The sequence below is a fragment of the Sediminicola sp. 1XM1-17 genome, assembly GCF_037203765.1.
Classification (GTDB): Bacteria; Bacteroidota; Bacteroidia; order Flavobacteriales; family Flavobacteriaceae; genus Sediminicola.
Map to the genome: position 1 here is coordinate 22,987 of NZ_JBBCAS010000008.1, position 24,257 is coordinate 47,243.

The 24,257-nt window shown below is 40.6% G+C and carries 25 protein-coding genes and 1 riboswitch; of the genes, 13 read left to right on the top strand and 12 right to left on the bottom strand.

What is annotated here, in order from left to right; genetic code table 11:
• Nucleotides 1–45: 45 nt before the first annotated feature.
• From WAA86_RS12565 to WAA86_RS12575, 3 genes are all read left to right on the top strand, one after another.
• Entirely contained in the window at nucleotides 46–825 is a 780-nt protein-coding gene (locus WAA86_RS12565) for a carboxypeptidase-like regulatory domain-containing protein (RefSeq protein WP_337301364.1), read from the top strand.
• A gap of 130 nt (nucleotides 826–955) precedes the next feature.
• Entirely contained in the window at nucleotides 956–2,650 is a 1,695-nt protein-coding gene (locus WAA86_RS12570) for an alpha-amylase family glycosyl hydrolase (protein WP_337301365.1), read from the top strand.
• A 69-nt stretch (nucleotides 2,651–2,719) separates the two neighbouring features.
• Nucleotides 2,720–3,544, top strand: a complete 825-nt coding sequence (locus WAA86_RS12575; RefSeq protein ID WP_337301366.1) for a metallophosphoesterase — start codon at nucleotides 2,720–2,722, stop codon at nucleotides 3,542–3,544.
• Between the two features lie 2 nt (nucleotides 3,545–3,546).
• Here the strand turns inward: WAA86_RS12575 and WAA86_RS12580 are convergent, their stop codons facing one another.
• From WAA86_RS12580 to WAA86_RS12590, 3 genes are read right to left on the bottom strand one after another with little or no spacing between them, the layout of a single operon-like run.
• On the bottom strand, nucleotides 3,547–3,924 hold the full coding sequence (locus WAA86_RS12580) for a VOC family protein (protein WP_337301367.1): 378 nt from the start codon (nucleotides 3,922–3,924) through the stop codon (nucleotides 3,547–3,549).
• Nucleotides 3,925–3,926: 2 nt separating this feature from the next.
• On the bottom strand, nucleotides 3,927–4,454 hold the full coding sequence (locus WAA86_RS12585) for an SRPBCC family protein (protein WP_337301368.1): 528 nt from the start codon (nucleotides 4,452–4,454) through the stop codon (nucleotides 3,927–3,929).
• Between the two features lie 43 nt (nucleotides 4,455–4,497).
• Complete coding sequence (locus WAA86_RS12590) at nucleotides 4,498–5,154, bottom strand: TrmH family RNA methyltransferase (RefSeq protein ID WP_337301369.1); 657 nt, start codon at nucleotides 5,152–5,154, stop codon at nucleotides 4,498–4,500.
• Nucleotides 5,155–5,213: 59 nt separating this feature from the next.
• On the opposite strand from WAA86_RS12590, the gene WAA86_RS12595 reads away from it, so the two are divergent.
• A complete protein-coding gene (locus WAA86_RS12595; RefSeq protein WP_337301370.1) occupies nucleotides 5,214–5,909 on the top strand; it encodes an SIR2 family NAD-dependent protein deacylase in 696 nt (231 codons plus the stop codon).
• Here the strand turns inward: WAA86_RS12595 and WAA86_RS12600 are convergent.
• Nucleotides 5,872–6,345 (bottom strand): heme-binding domain-containing protein, encoded by a 474-nt coding sequence (locus tag WAA86_RS12600; RefSeq protein ID WP_337301371.1) that lies wholly within the window; start codon nucleotides 6,343–6,345, stop codon nucleotides 5,872–5,874. The genes WAA86_RS12595 and WAA86_RS12600 overlap by 38 nt on opposite strands.
• A 290-nt stretch (nucleotides 6,346–6,635) precedes the next feature.
• On the opposite strand from WAA86_RS12600, the gene purB reads away from it, so the two are divergent.
• Both purB and WAA86_RS12610 read left to right on the top strand, forming a co-directional pair.
• Nucleotides 6,636–7,979 carry an adenylosuccinate lyase gene (purB, locus tag WAA86_RS12605; RefSeq protein ID WP_337301372.1) on the top strand — a complete coding sequence of 448 codons (1,344 nt, stop codon included), beginning with the start codon at nucleotides 6,636–6,638 and terminating at the stop codon, nucleotides 7,977–7,979.
• 268 nt (nucleotides 7,980–8,247) lie between these two features.
• Nucleotides 8,248–9,147 carry a mechanosensitive ion channel family protein gene (locus tag WAA86_RS12610; RefSeq protein ID WP_337301373.1) on the top strand — a complete coding sequence of 300 codons (900 nt, stop codon included), beginning with the start codon at nucleotides 8,248–8,250 and terminating at the stop codon, nucleotides 9,145–9,147.
• Nucleotides 9,148–9,249: 102 nt separating this feature from the next.
• On the opposite strand, the gene WAA86_RS12615 is transcribed toward WAA86_RS12610, so the two are convergent.
• The 4 genes from WAA86_RS12615 to WAA86_RS12630 are packed head-to-tail and all read right to left on the bottom strand — an operon-like array spanning nucleotide 9,250 to nucleotide 11,278.
• Nucleotides 9,250–9,795, bottom strand: a complete 546-nt coding sequence (locus tag WAA86_RS12615; protein WP_337301374.1) for a DUF4252 domain-containing protein — start codon at nucleotides 9,793–9,795, stop codon at nucleotides 9,250–9,252.
• Between the two features lie 4 nt (nucleotides 9,796–9,799).
• Entirely contained in the window at nucleotides 9,800–10,351 is a 552-nt protein-coding gene (locus tag WAA86_RS12620) for a DUF4252 domain-containing protein (RefSeq protein ID WP_337301375.1), read from the bottom strand.
• A gap of 11 nt (nucleotides 10,352–10,362) precedes the next feature.
• A complete protein-coding gene (locus WAA86_RS12625) occupies nucleotides 10,363–10,782 on the bottom strand; it encodes a hypothetical protein (RefSeq protein WP_337301376.1) in 420 nt (139 codons plus the stop codon).
• Nucleotides 10,769–11,278 (bottom strand): RNA polymerase sigma factor, encoded by a 510-nt coding sequence (locus tag WAA86_RS12630; protein WP_337301377.1) that lies wholly within the window; start codon nucleotides 11,276–11,278, stop codon nucleotides 10,769–10,771. Before WAA86_RS12630 ends, WAA86_RS12625 begins: the two co-directional genes overlap by 14 nt.
• A gap of 221 nt (nucleotides 11,279–11,499) precedes the next feature.
• Here WAA86_RS12630 and WAA86_RS12635 point away from each other — a divergent pair, with 221 nt between their 5' ends.
• Nucleotides 11,500–12,972 carry a S41 family peptidase gene (locus WAA86_RS12635; RefSeq protein WP_337301378.1) on the top strand — a complete coding sequence of 491 codons (1,473 nt, stop codon included), beginning with the start codon at nucleotides 11,500–11,502 and terminating at the stop codon, nucleotides 12,970–12,972.
• A 69-nt stretch (nucleotides 12,973–13,041) separates the two neighbouring features.
• Here the strand turns inward: WAA86_RS12635 and WAA86_RS12640 are convergent, their stop codons facing one another.
• Together WAA86_RS12640 and WAA86_RS12645 are read right to left on the bottom strand one after the other, a co-directional pair.
• Nucleotides 13,042–14,103 (bottom strand): DUF5074 domain-containing protein, encoded by a 1,062-nt coding sequence (locus WAA86_RS12640; RefSeq protein WP_337301379.1) that lies wholly within the window; start codon nucleotides 14,101–14,103, stop codon nucleotides 13,042–13,044.
• Nucleotides 14,104–14,115: 12 nt separating this feature from the next.
• Complete coding sequence (locus tag WAA86_RS12645) at nucleotides 14,116–15,963, bottom strand: TonB-dependent receptor plug domain-containing protein (RefSeq protein ID WP_337301380.1); 1,848 nt, start codon at nucleotides 15,961–15,963, stop codon at nucleotides 14,116–14,118.
• Between the two features lie 27 nt (nucleotides 15,964–15,990).
• Nucleotides 15,991–16,227: riboswitch (cobalamin riboswitch) on the bottom strand.
• A gap of 234 nt (nucleotides 16,228–16,461) precedes the next feature.
• Between WAA86_RS12645 and WAA86_RS12650 the strand changes: the two genes are divergently transcribed.
• The 6 genes from WAA86_RS12650 to WAA86_RS12675 all read left to right on the top strand — a co-directional run bounded on the left by WAA86_RS12650 (nucleotide 16,462) and on the right by WAA86_RS12675 (nucleotide 21,808).
• The gene (locus tag WAA86_RS12650; protein ID WP_337301381.1) at nucleotides 16,462–17,607 is read left to right on the top strand and encodes an ABC transporter substrate-binding protein; all 1,146 of its coding nucleotides are present in this window, start codon (nucleotides 16,462–16,464) and stop codon (nucleotides 17,605–17,607) included.
• Nucleotides 17,608–18,639 (top strand): FecCD family ABC transporter permease, encoded by a 1,032-nt coding sequence (locus WAA86_RS12655; protein ID WP_337301382.1) that lies wholly within the window; start codon nucleotides 17,608–17,610, stop codon nucleotides 18,637–18,639.
• Nucleotides 18,640–18,678: 39 nt separating this feature from the next.
• The gene (locus WAA86_RS12660; protein ID WP_337301506.1) at nucleotides 18,679–19,473 is read left to right on the top strand and encodes an ABC transporter ATP-binding protein; all 795 of its coding nucleotides are present in this window, start codon (nucleotides 18,679–18,681) and stop codon (nucleotides 19,471–19,473) included.
• 63 nt (nucleotides 19,474–19,536) lie between these two features.
• Nucleotides 19,537–20,895 carry a DNA recombination protein RmuC gene (gene rmuC, locus WAA86_RS12665; RefSeq protein WP_337301383.1) on the top strand — a complete coding sequence of 453 codons (1,359 nt, stop codon included), beginning with the start codon at nucleotides 19,537–19,539 and terminating at the stop codon, nucleotides 20,893–20,895.
• Nucleotides 20,892–21,257: a 6-phosphogluconate dehydrogenase gene (locus tag WAA86_RS12670; RefSeq protein WP_337301384.1), complete on the top strand. Its 366-nt coding sequence runs from the start codon at nucleotides 20,892–20,894 to the stop codon at nucleotides 21,255–21,257. Before rmuC ends, WAA86_RS12670 begins: the two co-directional genes overlap by 4 nt.
• A 5-nt stretch (nucleotides 21,258–21,262) precedes the next feature.
• The gene (locus WAA86_RS12675) at nucleotides 21,263–21,808 is read left to right on the top strand and encodes an acyl-CoA thioesterase (RefSeq protein ID WP_337301385.1); all 546 of its coding nucleotides are present in this window, start codon (nucleotides 21,263–21,265) and stop codon (nucleotides 21,806–21,808) included.
• On the opposite strand, the gene pgl is transcribed toward WAA86_RS12675, so the two are convergent.
• Both pgl and zwf read right to left on the bottom strand, forming a co-directional pair.
• On the bottom strand, nucleotides 21,789–22,514 hold the full coding sequence (gene pgl / locus WAA86_RS12680) for a 6-phosphogluconolactonase (protein ID WP_337301386.1): 726 nt from the start codon (nucleotides 22,512–22,514) through the stop codon (nucleotides 21,789–21,791). The two genes, WAA86_RS12675 and pgl, sit on opposite strands and share 20 nt — an antisense overlap.
• A gap of 9 nt (nucleotides 22,515–22,523) precedes the next feature.
• On the bottom strand, nucleotides 22,524–24,056 hold the full coding sequence (gene zwf / locus WAA86_RS12685) for a glucose-6-phosphate dehydrogenase (RefSeq protein ID WP_337301387.1): 1,533 nt from the start codon (nucleotides 24,054–24,056) through the stop codon (nucleotides 22,524–22,526).
• Between the last annotated feature and the right edge of the window lie 201 nt (nucleotides 24,057–24,257).

Below are 24,257 nucleotides of genomic sequence, written 5' to 3' on the forward strand. Positions count from 1 at the left end.
GTATTTTTTTATTTAGTTTACTGAATGAAATTAGGATTTAGATTAATGAAGTACTTTTTATTTGCTTGCTTTATCATGCTCCACTTTCTTGGTGTTGCCCAAGAAAATCAAAATAACAACGACACTGAAAAATTATCGGCTATCGTAGTAAATGCCCAAACGGATGAGCTACTGGAGAGTGTCCATGTCATCAATCTAAACCAAGTAAAGGGCACCATCACCAACCAAAAGGGGGAGTTCTCAATAACCGCAGCTGTAAATGACACGCTTTACCTTTCCTATCTTGGTTTCAAAACCCAAAAAATCAGGGTCACCAATGACATGTTCAAATTTAAGAACACCAAAATTGCCTTGACGGAATTGGCCTATGCCTTGGAAGAGGTTATTGTTAAGCCCTACCAACTCACGGGATACTTGGAAATAGATGTAAAAAATCTACCTATTAATGAAGGGTTTCAATACAGTATATCCGGTCTTTCCAAAAGTTATGAGGCAGGAAGCAAAAACCCCAGTGCCGTGACTAAGGTCTTAGGGGCCATTCTTAACCCTGCTGATTTATTGCGAAACCTCTTTGGAAAAAAACCCCAAGAAATGAGGAAATTGAGAATGGTAAAAGAAGAAGATGAAATCAGGGATCTTTTGGCCTCAAAATTTGATCGCGAACTTCTCACTGAATTACTGCAGATCGAAAAAGTGGATATTGAAGATATACTTAACAACTGCAATTACTCCAGTTCCTTTATCAAAACCGCCAATGACCTTCAAATTTTGGATGCCATAAGTAGTTGTTATGAAGAGTTTAAAGTGCTCAACAGAAAGAGATAAACCTCTTTGGACCATCATTCCGAAATTCTAACTTTTGTCAATATTTATGGAGGTTTGGAAGTTTTTTCCCTTTGGAAATAAATTTTCATTTTCAAATTTCATTTTATAGCTTTAGACAAAATTGTAGGAAATGAAAAAACTGCTGATTGCCGCTGCAATTATTGCCATTAGTATATCTTGTAAAGAGGAAAAAAGACAATCGGTTGCGGAGGTCAAGAATGTTTCAGATTCCATTCCCAATTCCAATGCTTCCAAACCCTTTGTTTGGGAAGGCGCCAACATCTACTTTCTACTCACGGACCGTTTCAATAACGGCAACCCCGATAATGATATCAATTACGAAAGAGACGAAGAGACCGGTGAACTGAGGGGTTTCATGGGGGGTGATATTCAAGGAATCACAAAAAAAATTGAAGAGGGATATTTTACTGACCTGGGGGTCAATGCCATTTGGTTCACCCCCGTAGTTGAACAAATCCATGGTGGCACGGACGAGGGCACTGGAATGACCTATGGCTATCACGGTTATTGGACAAAGGACTGGACTGCCCTTGATCCAAATTTTGGAACCAAAAAAGATTTGGAAAATCTGGTCAAGACTGCCCATAAAAACGGAATTCGCGTTCTTTTGGACGTGGTGTTGAACCATACCGGGCCGGTAACGGAAAAAGATCCGGTCTGGCCATCGGATTGGGTTCGTACAGAACCTGTGTGCCAATTTTCCACTTATGAGAATACGACCAGCTGTACCTTGGTCAATAACCTTCCGGACATCCGCACTGAAACAGACGAGGCTGTTGGAATTCCAGATGCCCTCTTGGCAAAATGGAAGAAAGAAGGACGTTTAAGCAATGAACTGGACGAACTTCAATTGTTCTTTGAGCGTACCGGGTACTCCAGAGCACCACGTTTTTATATCATCAAATGGCTAACCGACTATGTCAACGATTATGGTATTGATGGCTTTAGGGTAGATACTGTAAAACATTCCACAGAACAGGCATGGGCCGAATTGTATAAAGAGGCCTCCTATGCCTTTGAAACCTGGAAAAAGAAACATCCAGATCAAATTTTGGATAACAACCCCTTTTATATGGTTGGGGAAGTCTACAATTATGGGATCTCTGGAGGCAGGGAATTCGATTTTGGGGACAAAAAGGTAGATTATTACAATTACGGCTTTAAAGGTCTTATCAACTTTGAGCTCAAGTATGACGCCCAAAGCAGGGACTATGAAAAGGTATTTAAAAAATACCACGAACTCTTGAATACGAAGCTAAAAGGGAAAAGTGTTTTGAACTATCTGACTTCACATGATGATGGAAACCCTTTTGACAAGGAAAGAAAAACACCCTATTACGATGCCAATATCCTGTTATTGACCCCTGGCGCCTCACAGATATACTACGGTGATGAATCATCAAGAAACCTGATCATCCCCGGCACCCAAGGTGATGCTACTTTGCGTTCCTTTATGAACTGGGGCGAATTGGATAGTATTCCAGAAAAACAGAATATTCTTAAGCACTGGCAAAAATTGGGCCAGTTCAGGAACAACCACCCAGCCATAGGTGCAGGCGACCATAATATGCTTTCTGCAAAGCCCTATGTATTCAGCCGTAGCTATAGCAATGACGATTTTAAGGATAAGGTCGTAGTAGGTTTGGACCTTCCTAAAGGTAAAAAAGAAATAAAGGTAAAAGGCTTTTTTGGTGACGGTACAAAGTTATTGGATACTTTTTCGAATACCGAGGTAGAAGTGAAGAATGGTAAGGTGTCCTTGGACAATGATTACGATATGGTGCTTTTGGAACTTAAAGAGTAACACCCAAACAGCACTTGTTAAAATGTTTACAGGCTGATTGCTCATAATCAGCCTTCTTTTTTTGCACACATGAAGATAAATAGGAGGAATTTTGTCATAAGACTGCTCACCGGGGTTACCGGTATTTTTGGCCTCTTGGTACTGGACGGATTCTGGTTTGAAAAATACATCATCAGTTGGACCACCTATGATATTTCAGATCGGGAGGACCAAAAGATAAAGGCCATCCAAATCACGGATATGCATTTGGATGAAATCAAGACCTTCCATCATTCCATAGCCCACCGTATCAATCAGGAGCATCCAGACATACTTTTTATTACCGGGGATGCCATCAACTACAACAATAGAATGGCCTTATTGAACAACTTCCTAAGTTTGATTGATCGGACCATTTACAAGGTTGCCATTTTGGGCAATGTGGAGTATTCCGGGGACGTGGATATCCAAGCCCTAAAAAATTTGTACCAAAGTCATAACGGGGAACTTCTGATCAATGAAAATTGTATCCTAAAAAAAGGAAACAGATCCCTAAATGTCATTGGCCTTGATGACTATATTGGTGGCAAAGCAGATTTTTACCAAGCAGCCAAAAATGTGAACAAATCTTTGGAATCCATAGTCCTCAACCACTGTCCTGGATACAGAGACGATATAGAACGCATCAACAGGAGCTTGGGAGCCAACATAAAACTCATCCTATCCGGACACACACATGGAGGCCAAATAACGTTTTTTGGTAAAGTTCTATATACCCCTGGGGGAAGTGGCAGATATGTAAAAGGATGGTACAAAAGCAAAGAAACCAAAATGTACGTTTCCAAAGGAATTGGCACCAGTGTAATTCCCGTGAGATTTTGGGCAAGGGCTGAGGCGTCTATATTCTATATTTAATATTATTTCTGCGAATGTAGGGCGAGTCTATTGCCTTCCGTATCCAAGAACAGGGCCATGAAACCGTGTCCCCCTCCAATCTCTTTCTTGGGTTGAATTATTTTTCCTCCTGCCTTTTCAATCTTCCCTTGTGGAATGGAAACGTCTTTACAAGAAAAATAAATTAAGGGGCCGGCCTTATCGCTGGGAGTATACATTTCATGTTGTACCAAAGAGCCAGAGGCGCCGGTTTTTCCTTCCGCATAGGGAAACCACCCCATGATAATGCCTCCCAAATCGTGCACCTCAATGGTAAGATCAAAAACGATCTCATAAAACTTTTTGGCTCGCTCCATATGGGTGACTGGAATCTCGAACCAACCGATCATATTATGTTCCATAGTTACTTTTTTTCGAGAATTATTTTCAAATCTTGTAGGCCTTCTTCAAAATCTTTGCCCACCATTTTGTCCATGTTCATAAATAGAGCCATGATGGTCATGGGAAATGCATTTTTCCCCTTAAATCCCCATATAACTTTCGTGCTTTGCGGAGTAACTTCCTCTGCAATTAGGTAACAATCAGACGTGGATTTGAACGGCTTCATAAATCTCAGTTCCCCTTCCATACGCTCGCCTGCTACAATTTTGGTGATTTCCTGCTCCCCTTCCCCGACTTTTTTGCCTTTCCAGTAGCTTATGGCCCCTACTTCCCCGTCCGTACCAGTAAACCTTTTTTCCATATCTGGCTCCTTTTTGTCCCAGGGAGACCATTTTTGTTGATTTTTCAAATACTTCAAATATTCAAAAACATCTGCTTTGGGCCTTTCAATCTCAATAGATCTTGAAACATCATAATGTTTTGGGCCGATCATGGATAGGATGATGATCAAAAGGACAATTCCGAGGATAATATACAGTATCGTGGTCATATTTTAATTTGGTTTGATTGTACTTAAATATAGTGAATATTTGTTATTTATTGTTGTAGTAACGCTCTAGGATATCATTTATACTTTTTATGGATTTTTTTGTCCAGTCCAGCATTTTCTCCTTCTTTTCCTCCGCTGTTAGTTGCCATGGGAGCTCACTACTTCTCAAGTTGGCACTGAGGGATTGCAATATAATGGCGGCCGAGACAGAGATATTCAGACTTTCGGTAAAGCCAACCATGGGAATCTTCAGAAAACCATCGGCCCTTTTCATCACTTCCTCACTCAAGCCATCCCTTTCGGTACCAAAAAACAGTGCGGTCCTACCCGTCAATTTAAACTCATCCAACATACAGGAATCATTATGCGGTGTGGTAGCAATAATCTGATATCCTTGATCCCTTAGCTGATCCAAACAATTGGTGGTATTGTTATATCTGTGAACATCTACCCATTTTTGGGCGCCCATGGCTATTTCAGAATCCAGCCTTTTTCCATACCTACTCTCAATTAAATGAACCGACTGAATCCCAAAAATATCACAGCTTCTCACTACTGCACTGGTATTGTGCATTTGATAAACATCCTCGATGGCTACCGTTAAATGATTGGTGCGCTGTGCCAAAATCTTTAAAAACTTTGCCTTGCGCTCTGAAGTTATAAACTTCTCCAAATAACTTAAAAGTTGCTCATCGATCATAGTTCGAATATACTAAAAACTCTATTTTTATACTGAACAACATATACAAGATCATATTTATGAAAAAAAAGATTGTAGTCCTAACGGGGGCCGGAGTAAGTGCCAAGAGCGGTATTAAGACCTTTAGGGATGCCGATGGGCTTTGGGAGGGACATGATGTCATGGAGGTTGCCACCCCTCACGGATACGCCTCCAATCCAAGCTTGGTGTTGAATTTTTACAACGAGAGACGCAAACAGCTTTTTTCCGTATCTCCCAACGAGGCCCACAACGCCTTGGTCCTCTTGGAAGAATATTATGAGGTAACCATTATTACGCAAAATGTTGATGATCTGCACGAGAGGGCGGGAAGTTCGCAGGTGATTCATTTACATGGAGAATTGCTGAAAGTAAGAAGCACCATAGATCCAAACCTAATCATTGATTGGGAATCCGACCTACATTTGGGGGATACCTGTGAAAAAGGAAGTCAGTTAAGACCGCATATCGTTTGGTTTGGTGAAGAAGTGCCCATGTTGGACAAGGCCATAGAAATAACCCAAGAAGCAGATATGCTTATGATTATTGGGACATCCATGCAGGTATATCCTGCAGCCAGTTTGGTGCACTTTGCTCCGGACCGCACTCCTATTTATTTTATTGACCCCAAACCTAATATGTCCCCTACTGCCTTTAAGAACCTGATCATTATAGAGGAAACTGCAGCCAATGGCGTGCCTACTCTGGTTGGGGACCTAATTGATAAAGGATTCTAGATTTTCTGGCCCATTCCATGACCATTTCCTTTTGATTAGCGGTCAGCCTGGCCTCCTTATGGGTCCAGGTATATTCCTTTAAAGGCATTTCTCCCTCCTCAACCTCCTCTATCAACTCTTCCAATTTGTGGTCTTTCTTTTTGGGAGTATAGCTTTCCCATTCAGAAAAATTCAAATGTCCTTTTCCAACCCTTATATGGTCTGCCAACCAATAGGATACAGGGGCAATATTGTTATACCAAGGATAATGGGTATTATTGCTATGGCAATCGTAACAAGTGGTCTCCAAAATGCGCTGCACTTCTTTAGGCGGATTGGTCTCTGAAAGAAAAACAGCGGTATGTTCCCCAATCGCACTGTTTTTTGTGGGACTATAAAACTGCATCCCTATTAATACGAACAATAAAACCCAAGCTACTCCCTTTGCTATTTTCATATCCTTAATTTGAATAAGAAAAATACTAAATTTAAGGCCAAAAATGCATATCCACTAAGGTAAAAGTGGATTAGGACACTATCTTAATCCATATAACTTCCAATAGTTTAACCTAATTTCCAAGTTTCATTTTCAACCCGATTCTTAAGGACCATCTTTATTTACCCCATTTTTAAAAGAATACCGATCAATAAAGAGATATTGTTTGTGCATTGCCCCTTTTAAACTTTTAAACTCTTTCGGTAATAACTATCTTTGATCCTTTCAAAAAATAATCAATTTCCTAAAAAATGTCACTAAACGAATTAAATGCCATATCTCCTATTGATGGGCGCTATAGAAGTAAAGCTGTTTCTTTGGCCCCCTATTTCTCCGAGGAGGCACTGATCAAATATAGAGTACGTGTTGAAATTGAGTATTTCATTGCCCTTTGTGAAATACCCTTACCACAACTGCAATCTTTTGATCCTTCAAAATTTGATGCCCTAAGGGACATCTATAAAAATTTTGATTCCGAAGATGCCCAGGCCATCAAGGAAATTGAAAAGGTTACCAACCACGATGTAAAGGCAGTGGAATATTTCATTAAAAAGGCATTTGATTCCCTAGGCCTTCAGGCTTACAAGGAATTTATCCATTTTGGACTGACCTCCCAAGATATCAACAACACATCTATTCCCCTTTCCATAAAAGAGGCCATAAACGAGGTGTATGTACCCCAATATATGGAGCTGCTTAAAAAATTACAGGACTTGGCCAAGGAGTGGACCGCTATACCCATGTTGGCCAGGACCCACGGACAGCCTGCATCCCCTACGCGATTGGGAAAGGAGATCGAAGTATTTGTGACCCGATTGAAAGAACAATTCAATCTGTTGAATGATATTCCCAGTGCTGCGAAATTTGGCGGGGCCACAGGAAACTACAATGCGCACCAAGTAGCTTATCCAAGCGTGGATTGGAAGAATTTTGGTAAAACCTTTGTCCAGGATAAGTTAGGACTGCACCATTCCTTCCCTACGACCCAAATTGAGCATTATGATCATATGGCCGCTCTTTTTGATAACCTAAAAAGGATCAACAATATCATCCTGGATTTGGATAGGGACTTTTGGACCTACGTATCCATGGATTATTTTAAACAAAAAATAAAAGCTGGAGAAGTAGGTTCTTCCGCAATGCCACATAAGGTTAACCCGATAGATTTTGAAAATTCAGAAGGTAACTTGGGAATTGCAAATGCCATATTTGAGCATTTGTCGGCAAAACTTCCAATATCCAGATTACAGCGAGATCTAACAGATAGTACCGTCCTACGGAATGTAGGTGTCCCCTTTGGCCATACCCTGATCGCTTTTCAATCTACCCTAAAAGGTCTGAACAAATTATTGCTGAACAAAGATAAGTTTGAGCAGGACTTGGAAGCCAATTGGGCCGTTGTTGCCGAAGCCATACAGACCATCTTGAGAAGAGAAGCCTACCCAAATCCATACGAGGCTTTAAAGGGTCTTACCCGAACAAACAATAGTATAACACAACAATCCATAGCCAGTTTCATTGATACCTTGGAAGTATCGGAAACCATCAAAACGGAACTTAAAGCGATTACTCCGAGCAATTATACTGGCATTTAATAGCCAAACTACCGGAATTCTTTCCGTCTGAATCAAAAATAAATTTTAAAAAGACCACCTCAAGGTGGTCTTTTTTTTATCTTGTAACCATATTCTTTTGCTCCCTGCACTTTTGTAGAATTCCCTAGAAAGAATCTAATCCATTGGCCCTATCTGCCAATTTTTCGGTTTATGAAGTATCATACTTTTCTCTTGTAAAAGTATTCCTAAGCCACCCAAAACGACAACTTTGGAAAACACAAATATTAATACATATAATAAATAACTAATGGAAAATAATTTCTCTATAGAAGATGCGATCTCAAAACTTTGGGACAAATTAGACGGATGGTTGGATGCAATAATTTTAAAACTCCCCAATTTTGTTATGGCCCTAGTGGTCATGATATTGTTTTATTTTTTGGCAAGGATCATTAGAAACTTGCTCCAAAAAATATTGGTGAAAAGTATAAGCCAAAAGTCCGTTCAGGATATTATTGGTAAGGTAGTATTTGTGACAGTTATGCTCCTTGGTTTCTTTGTGGCCCTGGGCGTATTGGAACTCAATAAGGTACTTACCAGTATCTTGGCTGGTGCCGGGGTTATAGGTTTGGCCGTTGGTCTGGCCCTACAAGGGACTTTGAACAACACCTTTGGCGGTCTGATCTTGTCATTTATGCCCAAATTGAAAATTGACGATTTTATTGAATCCGATGGATATTCCGGATTTGTATCTGAAATCAATCTGCGGAATATCGTGCTGAGACAGCCCGACAACAATTATGTAATCATCCCAAATTCAAATTTTATAGATGGTTCGTTTACCAATTATTCTATATCCGAGCGAAGTAGGATATCCGTTGCATGTGGCGTAGGGTATGAAAGTAGCCTTCAAGATGTAGAAGATCTGGTGGTGAAGCTCATCGGTGACCATTTTGAACAAAAAGGGGATGAATCCGTAGAGTTCTTTTTTACCGAATTTGGGGACAGCTCTATAAATTTCATAGTGCGGTTTTGGATTGATATGGCCAACAACAAACATAGATTGGCGGCAACCCACAAGGCCATGAAAATTATTAAGGAACACTTTGACAAGCAGAACATCAATATCCCTTTCCCTATCAGGACCTTGGATTTTGGCAAGAACAATCTGCAAGTGTTGGTGGACAATAATTCGGACAAGGCTTAGCAAGACTTTGGAAGCATCAAAATTAAGGTCTTTAGGATTCTAAAAAACAAAACCTGTATCGAACATATCGATACAGGTTTTTTAACTGCTGCAATGTATTGATTATCCTCTCATAAAATCCTTAAGACTGCCAAGTCCTTCACCTTTATAGTCCGACTTTTGCAAGGCTTGCATTAAGGTCATCAGGTGGGCAGGGTTCATATCCTTGCCCAATACCCTGATCAAGGCAAAGCCGTTATCCTTGCTGGATCCGTATATGATGACTTCGTCTATCGCATCTTCATCTCCCAAATACTTCACAACGCCATTGCCATAGGCTGATTTTAATTTCATCAGCTCAACAAATTTGTCCGATTTGAGGATGGCATTCACCTTAGCGCTTTCTACCTTGAATTCCGCTGCATTTTCCGCTGTCTTTTTGAAGGCCAATACGTTCAACTTTTTTAGAGAACTTATCGCCTCCCTTTCGGACGGGGTCAATGCCTCATTGTCCAAATTCAAAATACTGGCAGGAATGTCTATGGAAATGAAATTGGGGTTCTCCGAATTGTCTACATAATATTCCTGTAGGCTTTGATGCGATGAACAGGCTGCCAATAACACTAAAGCGACGAATGACAGCATTACTTTTTTGATTGATGTTTTCATGGTATTACTTTTTATTGTTTTTTCCTGCCTTGTTCAATTCTTGTGGCAGATTCATTTTTTTGGTCAGGGCATTGATCTTATTCAGATCAATATCACCGGTCAAAGAAAGTAAAACAGTCTCCACTTTACGTCCATTGACGTCCATATTAGAACCATTGATACCGGTGACAAACATTAACAATTCGCTTACGTGATCTTCATCCTTGCCACTTTTGATGTAAAATTTCACATTGGCATCCTTGTCCTTAACCCGCATCAGCTCCACCAAGGAGGTCGTTTTTAAATACTTGTCTACCGACAATTTCATGTCTGCGGAAATGCCCTTATCCTCGGTGATAAAAACTTTTAAATTTTTAATACTCCTGGCTATTTCCATATAATCCTTGGCCTCTGGATCGTCCATATCGACCTCTATCTTGCTCAATAATTTGAACATACTTTCATTGACCACTACCGCACTCACCTTGTCCAAATCTTCATATTTATCGAACATGGACTGTGAAAACCCGGAATAGGACAAAAGGGCCATTACTAATATTGCGAAAATCTTTTTCATTTCTTTTTGTTTTAATTGTTGTTGTAAATTTTTTGTTTGGTTACTTCAAATTCATTTAAATAGGCTGCCTTTTCAGTCCCACGACTAAAATTGGCCGCTAAAAGGGTAAGCGCCTTTTTTGTTTGTTGATAAGCGTATTCCGCTTCTCTTTGTTCTTGGTACTTATTACCAAAATAAATGCCAAATACCAGAATTGCAACTGCTGCAACGGACCCCCATCTGAAATAGTTCTTTCTAGGTTTTAAAGGTAGTTGCTTGCTGTACTTCTCTTCTTTGGCCATGGAAAAGAATTGAAATAATGGGATATACTGCTCTAAATGTGGCGCTACTTTTTCATTTAAAAAATATTCCCGTAACATTTCTTCCTCTGCTACCGTGGTAGTAGCCTCGAAATACTTTTCCATTAACGTATCTATTCTATCCAATTCCATAATTGTGTTTCTCCATTAGTTTATTTCTCACTTCTTTCCTTGCCCTTGACAAGGCCACTCTCACTGCCGTTGGTTTCATATCCAACAATTCTCCTATCTCATCCAAATCGTACTGTTCAACATCCCGCAATTGTAATACCATTTTTTGCTGTTCGGGCAATTCTTCCATTATTTTTTGGACCCAGGCAACGCTATCAATGGCCTCTATGTGTCCTTGCAAAGAAATATTCTCGTCCCTATAATTACTGTGGACCAATTTTAAATTACCGGCTTGTTTCGACTTTAAACGATCCAGACAAAAATTTTTTGTCATCGTCATAGCAAAGGCCTCCACATTGTTATAATTGGACATTTTGGTATTTTTAGCCCATAGTTTCAGCAAAATCTCCTGTGTGGCATCTTCCGCTTCCTCCTTTGAAATCAATAGGCGCTTTGCTAGTCGATATAGCTTATCCTTAAAAGGCATCACCACATTTAAAAATTCAGCTTGTTTCATTGTTGGTTTGGTTGTTTCAAACCATAAAATGGTTCTTAATAGCAAGACGAAGTATAACGATTTTTGTTACAAATAATTTTTTATTATTAATTATCTCAGTAATTTACACCGTTATTATTCGACCATTATAAAAAAAGTTGCCCACTACCTCCCTCAATCAGTGCGCTTTGCATCCAAAAAGATGGAACGGTATTTGAGCATGTTGATTTAAAAAAGAATTTATGAAAAAGATATTGATCCTTTCCCTAGGGATAGGTATGTTTATTGCCAGTTGTAGTAAGGACGAGAATTTATTTACCAACCCTGACACTCCGGACCCGGTTGGAACAACTGATGTCACCGTCCAGGATTTTATGTGGAAGGCCATGAACCTTTGGTATTTTTGGCAAGGGAACGTTCCCAACCTGTCGGACACCAAATTTACTACCGATGCAGAATATACTGCATTTTTGGAATCCGAACTTGACCCTGAACTCTTCTTTGATAACAAATTGCGTTTTTCTGAGGACAGGTTTAGTTTTTTTACGGATGATTATAAAGAATTGGTGCAATCCTTCGCCGGGGTATCCAAGAGCAATGGATTGGAATTTGGACTTTCCTTTTACGGGGAGGGGAATGACATATTTGGATATGTACGATACATTGTTCCCAATTCAGATGCCTCTACCAAGGCCATTCAAAGAGGCGATATCTTTACAGGGGTAAATGGAGTTTCATTAAATGCCGATAATTATATCGATCTACTGTTTGGCGATGCCGATAGCTATACATTGAACATGGCCGACATCAGCAATAATACGATTACCCCCAACAATAGAGAGGTAGCCTTGACCAAATTTGAAGGCTTGGTTGAAAATCCGGTGTTTATAACCAAGACCTTCGATATCAGTGGTAAAAAAATCGGATATCTGATGTACAATGGTTTTACCAGTAATTTTGACGAAGAATTGAACAATGCCTTTGGAACTTTGAAAGCCGCAGGGGTGACCGATCTTGTGTTGGACTTCAGGTACAATCCAGGTGGTTCCGTTAATTCCTCCCGTTTATTATCAAGTATGGTCTATGGCACCAACACGAACGATTTGTACATCCGCCAACGTTGGAACAGTAAAATACAACCCCAACTCAGCTCTGCGCAATTGAATGATTATTTCGCAGATAAGACTGGCGCTGGGAGTGCCATCAATACTTTGAATTTGAACAAGGTTTACGTCTTGGCAACGGGAAGTTCTGCTTCTGCAAGTGAATTGGTCATGAACGGTTTGGACCCATATGTGGAAGTGGTACATATAGGAACAACCACAAGGGGCAAAAATGAATTCTCCATTACCTTGGTCGATAATGCATCCAATAGTTACATCTATGGTGCCTCTTCTGAAAAAAACATCAATACCAAGAATTCTTGGGGGATTCAACCACTCGTGGGTAGAAATGAGAATTCCGTTGGATTTTTTGATTATACCGCTGGATTTACCCCAGATATAGAACTCCGTGAGGACTTGAGCAACCTGGGTCAGCTAGGGGATCAAAACGAGCCGTTGTTGGCAAGGGCGATCCAAGAAATTACGGGAGTTTCGGCCAAAGTTGACTTTACTGTAAAAATGCCGGTCGACTTGTTGAGTAGCTCTAAAATGTTTACTCCGATGCGCGATAACATGTATTTGGACAAAGAACTACCTTCCTTGATGGAATAGAAAAAAAATAATCATAAAAAAAAGGGCTTAGTATTTTACTAGGCCCTTTTTCTTTTAAAACACTTTTGTCTAATTGAAATATATTCCGCCAGGAACGATTCCCATGGTTAGTTCCTTTATAACACTAACGGTAGCGAGATCATACACGGTCAATGTTCCTTGACTTGCAAAATCCTTTGCATCGGTCCCATATAATTTGCCATCTGCAACAACCATGGTATAAAATGAAACTCCCTCTAATCTTGGACCTAAAGGCAAGGTATTGTCTGTAACGTTCATATGGTAGACCGCACCATTTAATTGGTAATATAAATCTGTTCCATCCGCACATAATAGGCCAGGATGATCGGTTCCCTGAAATTTTAATGTTGCCGTAACATCATTGGTTGATGTATTTATTTTGGTCAGTACTCCTGCGGTTTCATTATTGGTATAACTTGGATTGCCCCCAGAAAGCACCCATAAGTTTTCTTGGTCGTCCAATACTAGGGAGTTGGGTACATCGCCCACTGTGATGGTTTCCGAAACCATCTTGGTATTGATATCTATTAGGGTTATTTTATTGTTTTGCCCATACGCACCCTGATGTGCCACATAGAGGGTAGTGTTTTTGGCCAAGATTTTCTCTGGCCCCAAAACTACAGGTATCGTTGCCTCTACCGTAAAATTTTGCAAATTAACGATGGCCACATAATCATCTGTTTCATCAAATGGATCTCCCCAATTGGTCACATAACCCGTATTGTCCACGGCCACAAAATACCTGGGATTGTTCAATCCTTCCGCTATGGTCCCCATTTTTTTAAATGAAAAGCGATTTGCCACAATAATTTTGTTGGAGTTGTTGGCCACTATATAGGCCAGATCTCCATCAAATCCGATAGATTGGACAACGTTGCCCAGATCTTCACCATTCACGGTCTTATAAATTGAACTTTCTGAGATACTAAGGTCATCGGATACAAAAGTTACCGTTCCCGTTCCATTTCCAAAAGGTCCTTCATTGGAAATAAGTATTCCATTTTCGTAAGCGCCCAATGGTTCATTGGTCTGTTCGCCATCAACAGTACTACAGGATACCGTTAAAAGGCCAAAAATAAAAATGCCGGTCAAAATTGATGAACTTTTCATTGCGTTGATTGTTTAAAATTTAGTTATTAATTGAAGGTTGAAATTTCTATTGGGCATAGGTCTATATGCCACATTTTGATAATTCTTATCCAAGAGGTTATTGATCTTGAGACCTAGGGTACATTTTATTTTATGGGTCATCTCAAAATCGTGCTCCACACCTATATTTGATATCCCATACCCAGCAAGCACTTCACTGTTATCCGTTGTGGTGAAAACTGGGCCATTGTACATCCATTGATAGTACAGGTCCCATTTTTTAAACTGATACGCTATATTGGAGGTCCATTTGAATTCGGGAACATAGATCAATTGGTTCTTGGTTTGCTGGTCCATGGATTTGGTGTATGCCATCAAATTATTGAAATGCAGCCCATGCCCCCTCCATTCTTTTTTTAGATCAAATTCGAATTCAGCTCCATACTGGTAGGACTCCGTGACATTTTGTGGAATGAAAACCCCAGACTTGTTTGGTCTCCACTGTATCAAATTGTCAGAAGAGATATAGTAGGTGGTAAAATTGACCCGATACATTTTACCGTTCACAGTATGGCCCAATTCTGCTTGGACCGATGACTCTGGGACAAGATCCTTGTTGCCCATCGCTCCGGCACCAGACCAGTACAGATCGTTAAACGTGGGGATTCTAAAATTTTTGGAGGCATTTAGATTGATCTGGTAGGTCTGTGTTGCTTGGTACTTACTATCCAAAGAAAACAATAATGGGCTTCTATAATCGGTGACCAGTTCTTTCCTGATATTTAACCCGTAATTGAATTTCGATGTTAATTCATGGGAAAAAAGAAGCGTCCCCGATATTTGGTTTCTTGTGGCATTTTCAATGCTAGAGCCATCGGCATAAATGACGTTGACCTCTCCTATCCCATTGACGGTCATATCTCCAAATTGATATTTGGTATCGTAGTTTAGGATATATGTGTTTGATCTACCGAAGGTAAATTCTGGCCGTTCCCTATTGAAATAATACCTATACCTTTCGTAGAGATGGGCTGCTTTAACCCGCTTTACACTTCCATCATTAAAATGGCTCCATTCCACCAAGGTGCGCGAATTTATATCCCTATAATTGTCATTTGATGGGGCAGTCAACGTGCCAGAAAAGTTTCTATTGCCAAAAAAGGTTGTATGATAAAACTTTAATATTTGTGAATTGGAAATTACATAGCCTGTAGAAGCATTAATATTTAAGTTTTCAAACTCCCCATTTTCATTTCTTTGATCCGTGCCCAGATACTTATAGTCATTATCGGAAGCATTGTAATTGATACCAAAATTCAGAGCGGCTTCGGGTGCACCCAAAGTCAACCCATAATCAAATCTTCGGGTGTGAAAACTGCCATAACCCAATTGTACGGTATTTGAAAAACGTTTTTCAAACAAAAAGGAATCATTGAGTAATATGCTGCCACCAACGGCGCCACTACCATATTGCACACTGCCCCCACCGCTTCTAACGGAAACCGAATTATAGTTCTGTGGATTCAAGGTATTGAAATCGGTCTGGCCATTCAACTGGGAATTGATATTGATCCCGTTCCAAATTACTGCCGTTTGAGAAGCATTGGTCCCCCTAAAGGAGGCGGAGGACACCATTCCATAGCCATTTTCTTTAAAATATAGATTGCTATTGAATTGTAATACATTGGTCAGGGACGGACCATTTCTATGAATCGTAGAATCGGTGAGTACCTGTACCTTGAGACCTTGGGAAAAATGCTTCAACTTGGCGTCATTCAAGATCACCTCGTCCAAGACAATAGTACTGTCGCGCTGTGCGGTACCTATCCAAATAGACAGGAGTGATAAAATAAGAAGTAACTGCTTTGTTCCCATATCCATGAAGACCTTTTACCCGAAAGTCTTTTCATTTTAATTATGAACATGGCAGGTCTCCTGACTTGCGTCTTGCTACGAACCTTCCCATTTATAAAACTTATCCTTGGGATAAGTGCTGCATACATCAGCATAAACAGTGGTTTTGAAGTTGTAACAAGCACCCGTTATTGGGGCAAAGCTTACAGTTGCGGGAACAGTTTCGGATTTTCACCGAATTCCCTTTTAATCCTATAAAAAATAATAGGAACCAAAATTCGGATCGAAGTTACTCCTTTTTTATAAGAGTCACACCATTTCTAGAATTGTTTCCCGGAATTGACCTTACATCATCACGGAGTTTCATGAATTCAGGTCTATCCCAATAGATCGACTCGTTTCATTTAATTTATGGAAATAGTAAGACCCAAGGATAAGGTTCCCAAACATGAACTGTCCTGGCAGGTATAAATCTCAATCAAGAATTAAATACTACTTTTGCCTAAAGACCAAAATCAATATTTTTTGAAAACTTTACAATGTCTTGTCCTTTTATTGACCTTTTGGTCCTGTAAACAGGGACCCAAAGAGCAAATCCGAGAATCGATACCAGCAGAAAACAATACAATTTCGCATGCACAAGGATTCTCCATTTCTAGCGCTGCCTCAGGTGTTACCACAATTAAAATAACCTCTCCATGGCCAAATGCCGAAGCCGCCTTTACCTATGCTCTGGTCCCAAAGGAAAAACTGGCCTTTATAACCTTGGACAGGGATAAATATGACGCCATAATTGCCACTCCCATTGAAAAGATAGTCGTAACATCCACTACCCACATTCCCGCTTTGGAGGCTCTGGGTGTAGAGAACACCCTTGTTGGGTTCCCAAATACAGATTATATCTCGTCCGAAAAAACTAGGCAGAGAATTGCGCAAGATCAAATTCAGGAATTGGGAAACAATGAAGCCATCAATACCGAAATGGTTATCGCCCTTCAGCCAGATCTGGTGGTGGGATTCAGTATTGACAACAGCAACAAAGCTTATAATACCATACGAAAGTCGAACATCCCTGTGGTTTACAATGGGGACTGGACCGAAGAAACACCTCTGGGAAAAGCGGAATGGATCAAATTCTTTGCCCCGTTTTACCATATGGAGAAGAAAGCCGATTCCATATTCAAGAGCATAGAAACCAGTTACGTCCAGGCCAAACAACTGGCAAAGAGGGCCAAGGTGAAGCCCACCGTATTAAGCGGTGCCCTTTATAAAGATGTATGGTATTTACCTGGAGGAAAAAGCTGGGCTTCCAACTTTATTACAGATGCCAACGCCAACTATCTCTGGAAAGATACGGAAGAATCTGGAAGTTTGTCCCTAAGTTTGGAAAGTGTACTGGATACCGCAAAAGAAGCAGATTATTGGATATCACCCTCCCAGTTTACTTCTTATGACCACTTGGAAACAGGCAATAGGCACTACACCCAATTTAAGGCCTTTAAGGATCGTAGTATATATACCTTTGCCAATTCGAAAGGAACCACGGGAGGACTACTATACTATGAATTGGCACCAAATAGGCCCGATTTGGTCCTCAAAGATCTGATCCATATCTTCCACCCGGAATTGTTACCTGAATATCAAACCTTCTTTTTTAAACCCTTGGAATAAATGCAGGCTCCCAAATCCTATACAATACCTTTCGCCCTGTTACTCCTGGGATTGATGCTTTGTTTTGGGATCAATATTAGTTTGGGATCTGTGGCCATTCCATTCATGGATACCATACAGACCCTCTTTTATGAGCCTTCTACCAATGAAACTTGGGGTTATATTATATGGAATTACAGAATCCCAAAGGCATTGACAGCTGTTTTGGTTGGTGGTGGACTTGCTCTAAGTGGACTGCTCATGCAAACACTTTTTCGCAACCCCCTTGCCGGGCCATTTGTCCTGGGGATTAGCTCAGGAGCCAGTTTGGGTGCTGCCCTACTGATCATGGGATCCTCTTTCTTCTCAGGTTTTTTCACTTTTGGTCTGGTCAATGATATTTCATTGGCCATCGTATCCAGTATTGGTAGTTTCTTGGTACTAATGGCTGTAATGGCCGTTGCCTCCAGGGTGAAGGATACCATGGCACTTTTAATTATAGGTCTGATGTTTGGCAGTATCACAGCAGCGGTGGTTAGTGTTTTGTCCTATTTTACCAATGCAGAAAAGCTTCAACAATACATCTATTGGTCATTTGGTAGCCTTGGAAATTTATCTTGGCCCCAATTGGGACTTTTGTTCGTGATTATTATTGTGGGAATACTTTTGAGCATCGCCGCCATAAAATCTTTAAATGCCATGCTTCTCGGAGAAAATTATGCCCGTAGTCTGGGAGTGGATATTATCAAAAAAAGGTTTTTGATCATATTGGCGACCGGCCTGCTGGCCGGAGGTATCACTGCTTTTGCAGGGCCCATTGCATTTGTTGGTCTGGCCGTGCCCCATTTAACAAGACAAATATTCAATACCACAGACCACAAAATTCTGGTTCCCGCTGTACTTTTATATGGAGCCATCTTGATGTTGGTATGTGATACCATCGCCCAATTGCCAACATCTGCCAATGTACTGCCCATTAACGCGATTACCTCTATTATTGGTGCTCCCGTGGTAATTTGGTTATTGGTACGCAAACGGAATATGGTTTTTTAAGGAATATCAATAGGCAACATAAACAGAAAAGTCAAAAATATCAACACGAAAAATCCACATATCGCCCTAAGTACCTCTAGGCTATCCATAGGCTATCAGCACAAAAAGCAGCAAAATAGGATAGCCCAGGATATTTCATTTTCCTTGCAGCAAGGGGAATTGGCAGCCATTGTTGGAGTCAACGGTATCGGAAAATCCACTTTACTGCGCACCTTGGGAAGGGTACAACCTAGTCTGGGAGGGGAAATCTATTTGGATGGAAAGAAACTTGCCTTGCACGATCCGTTGGAATTGGCTTCCAAGATCAGTGTGGTCCTCACAGAACCCATTGCTTCGAAGAACCTGACTGTAGTAGAACTCATAAGTCTGGGTAGACAGCCCTATACCAATTGGATCGGCACCCTGACCGATCTTGACAAGGAAAAAATAAATGATGCCATAGCTTTGGTTCAAATAGGAGAGCTAAAGCATAAAAAATGTTACGAGCTCAGCGATGGACAACTCCAAAAAGTAATGATAGCAAGGGCTTTGGCGCAGGATACCAGCATTATGTTGTTAGACGAGCCCACGTCTCATCTGGACCTCTACCACAAGGTCCACATCCTAAAATTACTGAGGCATATAGCCCATGAAACCAAAAAGACCATCTTGTTTACCACCCACGAAATTGAGATAGCCATTCAATTATGTGACAAGATGTTGATCATGGAAAAAGAGCAAAGTAGTTTTGGGGAGCCCTGTGAGCTAATTTCCAACAAGAATTTTGAAAACCTATTTCCTACGGACACCATAACTTTCGACAGTCAAACTGGATCTTTCAAAGTTAAAAAGTAAGGATAACCTTGGATGATAATTTAAGTTCAATCCTTTATCTTTACCTTAGAGAACTAATTATAAATGGACGGATTGATTACCTACATCATTATTGGCATATTATTTTTGGGCCTTGGCTTTTTTCTCGGTCATTACATCCAAAATCTTAAAACCAAATCGGAACAGAGTGCCCTGGTTGAGCGGGAACAGCAGTTGCGTTTCAACCTTTCATCCTTGGAAGAAAAATTGAAATATAACGAAGACCAAAGGAATCTCCTGCGCTCTGAAAAGGAACAATTGGGAAACCAGATTACACGTTACCAGGCAGATTTGGAGAATCTGGAACTTAAAAATAGGGAGCAAAAGCAGGAAGTTGAAAAGCTCCAGGAAAAATTCACCAAGGAGTTCGAGAACCTGGCCAACAAAATTTTGGACGAAAAGAGCACCAAATTCACGGAACAGAACAGGGAAAACATCAAGAACATACTTACTCCCCTTCAGGAAAAGATCTTGCTTTTTGAAAAAAAGGTGGAGGACAGCCAGAAGGAAAGCGTAGGTATGCATTCTGCCCTCAAGGAACAGTTGTTAAATTTGCAGACCCAAAATCTAAAGATTACCCAAGAAGCGGAAAACCTTACCAAAGCCTTAAAGGGAGACAGCAAAATGCAAGGAAATTGGGGCGAATTGGTGCTGGAACGTGTTTTGGAAAAATCGGGCTTGGAAAAGGACCGCGAATATACGGTTCAGCAAAGTTTTACAAGAGAGGACGGTACGCGCGTTTTGCCCGATGTGATCATCAACCTTCCCGACGGAAAAAAAATGATCGTGGATTCCAAGGTATCCTTAACGGATTATGAGCGCTATGTGAATGCGGAAGAGGAAATGCGTGATAAGTTCTTGAAGGACCACGTGAATTCCCTGAGAAGGCATGTGGACCAATTATCAGCCAAAAAATACGAGGACCTTTATGAAATGGAGAGTCCCGACTTCGTCCTGATGTTCGTTCCCATAGAACCTGCTTTCGCCATTGCGATCAATAATGACAATTCCCTGTACAACAAAGCATTTGAACAAAACATCATCATTGTGACCCCTTCTACCCTCTTGGCAACCCTGAGGACCATAGACAGTATGTGGAACAATGAAAAACAACAGCGTAACGCCATAGAGATTGCCCGTCAGGCAGGAGCTTTATATGACAAATTTGAAGGTTTTGTTTCTGATCTTACCAAGGTGGGCAAAAAAATGGATGAAGCCAAACAAGAATACAAAGGCGCCATGAACAAATTGGTAGATGGCCGAGGCAATATCATTACTAGTATCGAAAAACTTAAAAAAATGGGAGCGAAAGCTAAAAAATCGATCCCTGAATCCATTTTAAAACGTGCACAGGAAGACGATCTTGAAGACGATTTTGAAGAAGAACCTAAACTTGAATTATGAAAAAGTTTCTGATTATAGGAATTACGGCTTTGGTAGTCATTTTGTCCTTGTACTACACTTTTATTTATTATGTCCCCTACAGTGATGGGGTACGTTCAGGAGAACTTATAAAAATCAGTCACAAAGGGGTCATGATCAAAACTTGGGAAGGAGAGATCAGCCAAGGTATTTCCGGGGCCCAGATCTTTACATTCTCCGTGCTGGATAAAGATAAGGAAGTCATAGAAAAGCTTCAGGAATATCAGGGAAGGTATGTTAAGGTAAATTATATAGAGCGCTTCAGAACCTTCGCATGGTTGGGGGACACCCGATATTTTATCACCGATGTAAAGCCAGAAAAATCACCACATTTTAGAAACTAGACCATATGACCAAGTTTAAGACACCAAAGGAGACCCGTGTATCATTAACTGAACTAATGCTTCCGGCACATTCCAATTTTGGAGGGAAAATACACGGTGGATATATCCTTAACCTAATGGATCAGATTGCATTTGCCTGTGCTTCCAAACATTCACAGAGCTATTGTGTAACGGCATCGGTCAATAAAGTGGACTTTTTGAACCCTATAGAAGTTGGGGAATTGGTCACTTTAAAGGCATCCATCAATTATACAGGAAGAACGTCCATGGTCGTTGGCGTTCGGGTAGAATCGGAAAATATTACCTCGGGTAAGGTAAAACACTGCAATTCCTCTTATTTCACCATGGTGGCCAAAGATGCCAACGGAAAAAACATTCCCGTACCTGGCCTATTACTTACAGATAAACAAGGGGTCAGGCGGTTTGCACGTAGTATCCAACGTAAGAATGAGGCTACTTTGCGCAATACCAAGTTTACTTCTGCCCAATTTCAACTGGAGGAACACTTGGAAGCTCTAAAAACGGAAAACGTTACCCTCGAATTGACATAAGCCCGGTGGCCGCATCCGAATCCAAAAACCAGGTCAGCAGGCCAGAAGTGGGCGCTACCAAAGAAGCCGGGTACGAAATATAATCCCCGTCCTTCTTCATTATTTCCTCAACTTTCTCAGCTTTTCCAGCACCTGTTACCAGGAAGGCCACTTCCTTCGCATTGTTAATTATTTTCCCTGTAATAGTAATTCTTCGCTGTCCCGAATCTGGATGTATGGCAACTGCACAATTGGTTTTGGCATCCCAAAGTTCTATTTCATGGGGAAAGATAGAGGCGGTATGCCCATCATCACCCATACCTAAAATGACCAGATCAAATTGAGGTATATTCCTGAACTTTGGCAACCTATCGTCCAAAAGTTGAGCATATCGCTCCGCTTCTACTTTTGGTTCATCCTCCCCATAAATTCGATGAATGTTTTCTTTGGGGATATTAATTTTATCGAACAGGTGCTCTGCAGTCATTTTGTAATTGCTCTCCTCGTGCGTTGGCGGCACGCATCGTTCGTCTCCCCAATAAAAATGAACGATCGACCAATTGATCTCCGTTTCAAAATCTGATGCGAGCATATCAAACACAATCTTAGGGGTACTCCCACCTGAAAGGGCAATATGGACCTCCTTGTCAGTGTTGGTGAGTTTTACCAAATATTCCGAAAAACGTTTGGCCACTTCTTCTTTACTTGTATATATTTTAAGTTCCATAGTATAGTTTTAACAAATTACGCAGAATCCTGGATCGTCTGCCATATGTTCTCCGGGGTTTCTCCATCCCATACTGCCTTCAATGAGATCATCCCCATTTTTTGGTCCCCAAACTCCTGCAGAATAACCATAGGTTCGAACGTCGGGACTATTTTCCCAATAATTTAGGATGGGATCCACAAAACTCCATGCTGCCTCCACTTCGTCCGCTCTGGCATACAGGGTGGCATCTCCCTGCATGGCATCCAACAACAAACGCTCATAGGCTTCCATTACATTGGTTTCGGACAGGCTGGAATAATAGAAGTCTAGATTGGCACGTTCCACTTTAAAGCCCTGGCCAGGTACCTTGACCCCAAATTTGATCATTATTCCCTCATCGGGCTGAATACGGATAATCAATTTGTTATCCTTATTGCTCATATCGGAGTCTTTGAAAATTTGATGGTGGGGAGATTCGAAATGGATTACCACTTCCGTTACCTTGGTGGGCATCCGTTTGGCGGTACGCACATAAAAGGGTACGTCCTTCCATCGCCAGTTATCTACAAAAAATTTGATAGCGGCATAGGTTTCTGTCATAGACTGGGGGTCTACATCATCTTCTTCCCGGTAACCCTTTACCTTTTTTCCTTCAATTTCAGATGCCAAATATTGACCTCTTATGGTATTTTTTGCCAAAGTCTCCTCATCCCTCATGATACGCAGGGATTTTAAAGCTTTAACCTTTTCGTTCCTAATTTCCTCCGCACTGGCATCAATAGGTGGCTCCATCACAATAAATGATACTATTTGAAGCAAATGGTTCTGGAACATATCCCTCAGGGCCCCTGATTTATCATAATACCCCCCTCTTTTCTCTACACCAACACTTTCCGCATTGGTAATCTCTACATGATGGATATAGTTCCTGTTCCATAGAGGCTCAAAGATACTATTGGAAAAACGGGTCACCAATAAATTCTGAACCGTTTCCTTGCCCAAATAATGATCTATTCTATATATCTGGGATTCGTTGAAATACTTTTGGAGTCCATTGTTCAACCCTTTGGCGGTTTCAAGACTGTAGCCGAATGGTTTTTCTACGATGAGTCTCTTCCACCCCTTAGATTCATCATTCAATCCTTGATCAGAGAGATTTTTGGCTATTACCTCGTACAGATTGGGAGGCGTTGAAAAATAGAATATGAAATTATCGTTTGTCCCAAATTTTTTATTTAGCTCCTTGATTCGATTGGAGATATTGGTATAGTCGGTATCGTAATCCTTTCCCAAATCTTCATAGAACAATTTGTCGGAGAAGGCCTTTATAAAATCCTCTTGCCCAGCTTTGACCCTTTCCTTTAGATAACTGCTTTCATAAACAACTTTTTGTCTGAACTCCTCATCGGACATATTGCTCCTGCTTGCTCCCAACACTATAAAATTTTCTGGAAGATGTTTCCCCTTGTATAAATTAAAAAGGGCAGGGACCAACTTTCGAGCGGTAAGGTCTCCCGAAGCACCAAAAATAACCAGCATCTGATTTGCAGTTTTATTCATATTTTATAGCAATTGCATTGGAAATTATCCATTTATTTAACAAAATAGGCCTAAAAAGATAGATTGGGAGTTTCAAAAAAAACAATAGGCCCAAAAGTCGATATTTTAAATTAATTTTGAAATCGTTCTATTCGAGCGCTAAGATAAAACTTATTTGAGTTATACAATTTACAACGTAAATTACTTAACATAACCATGGTG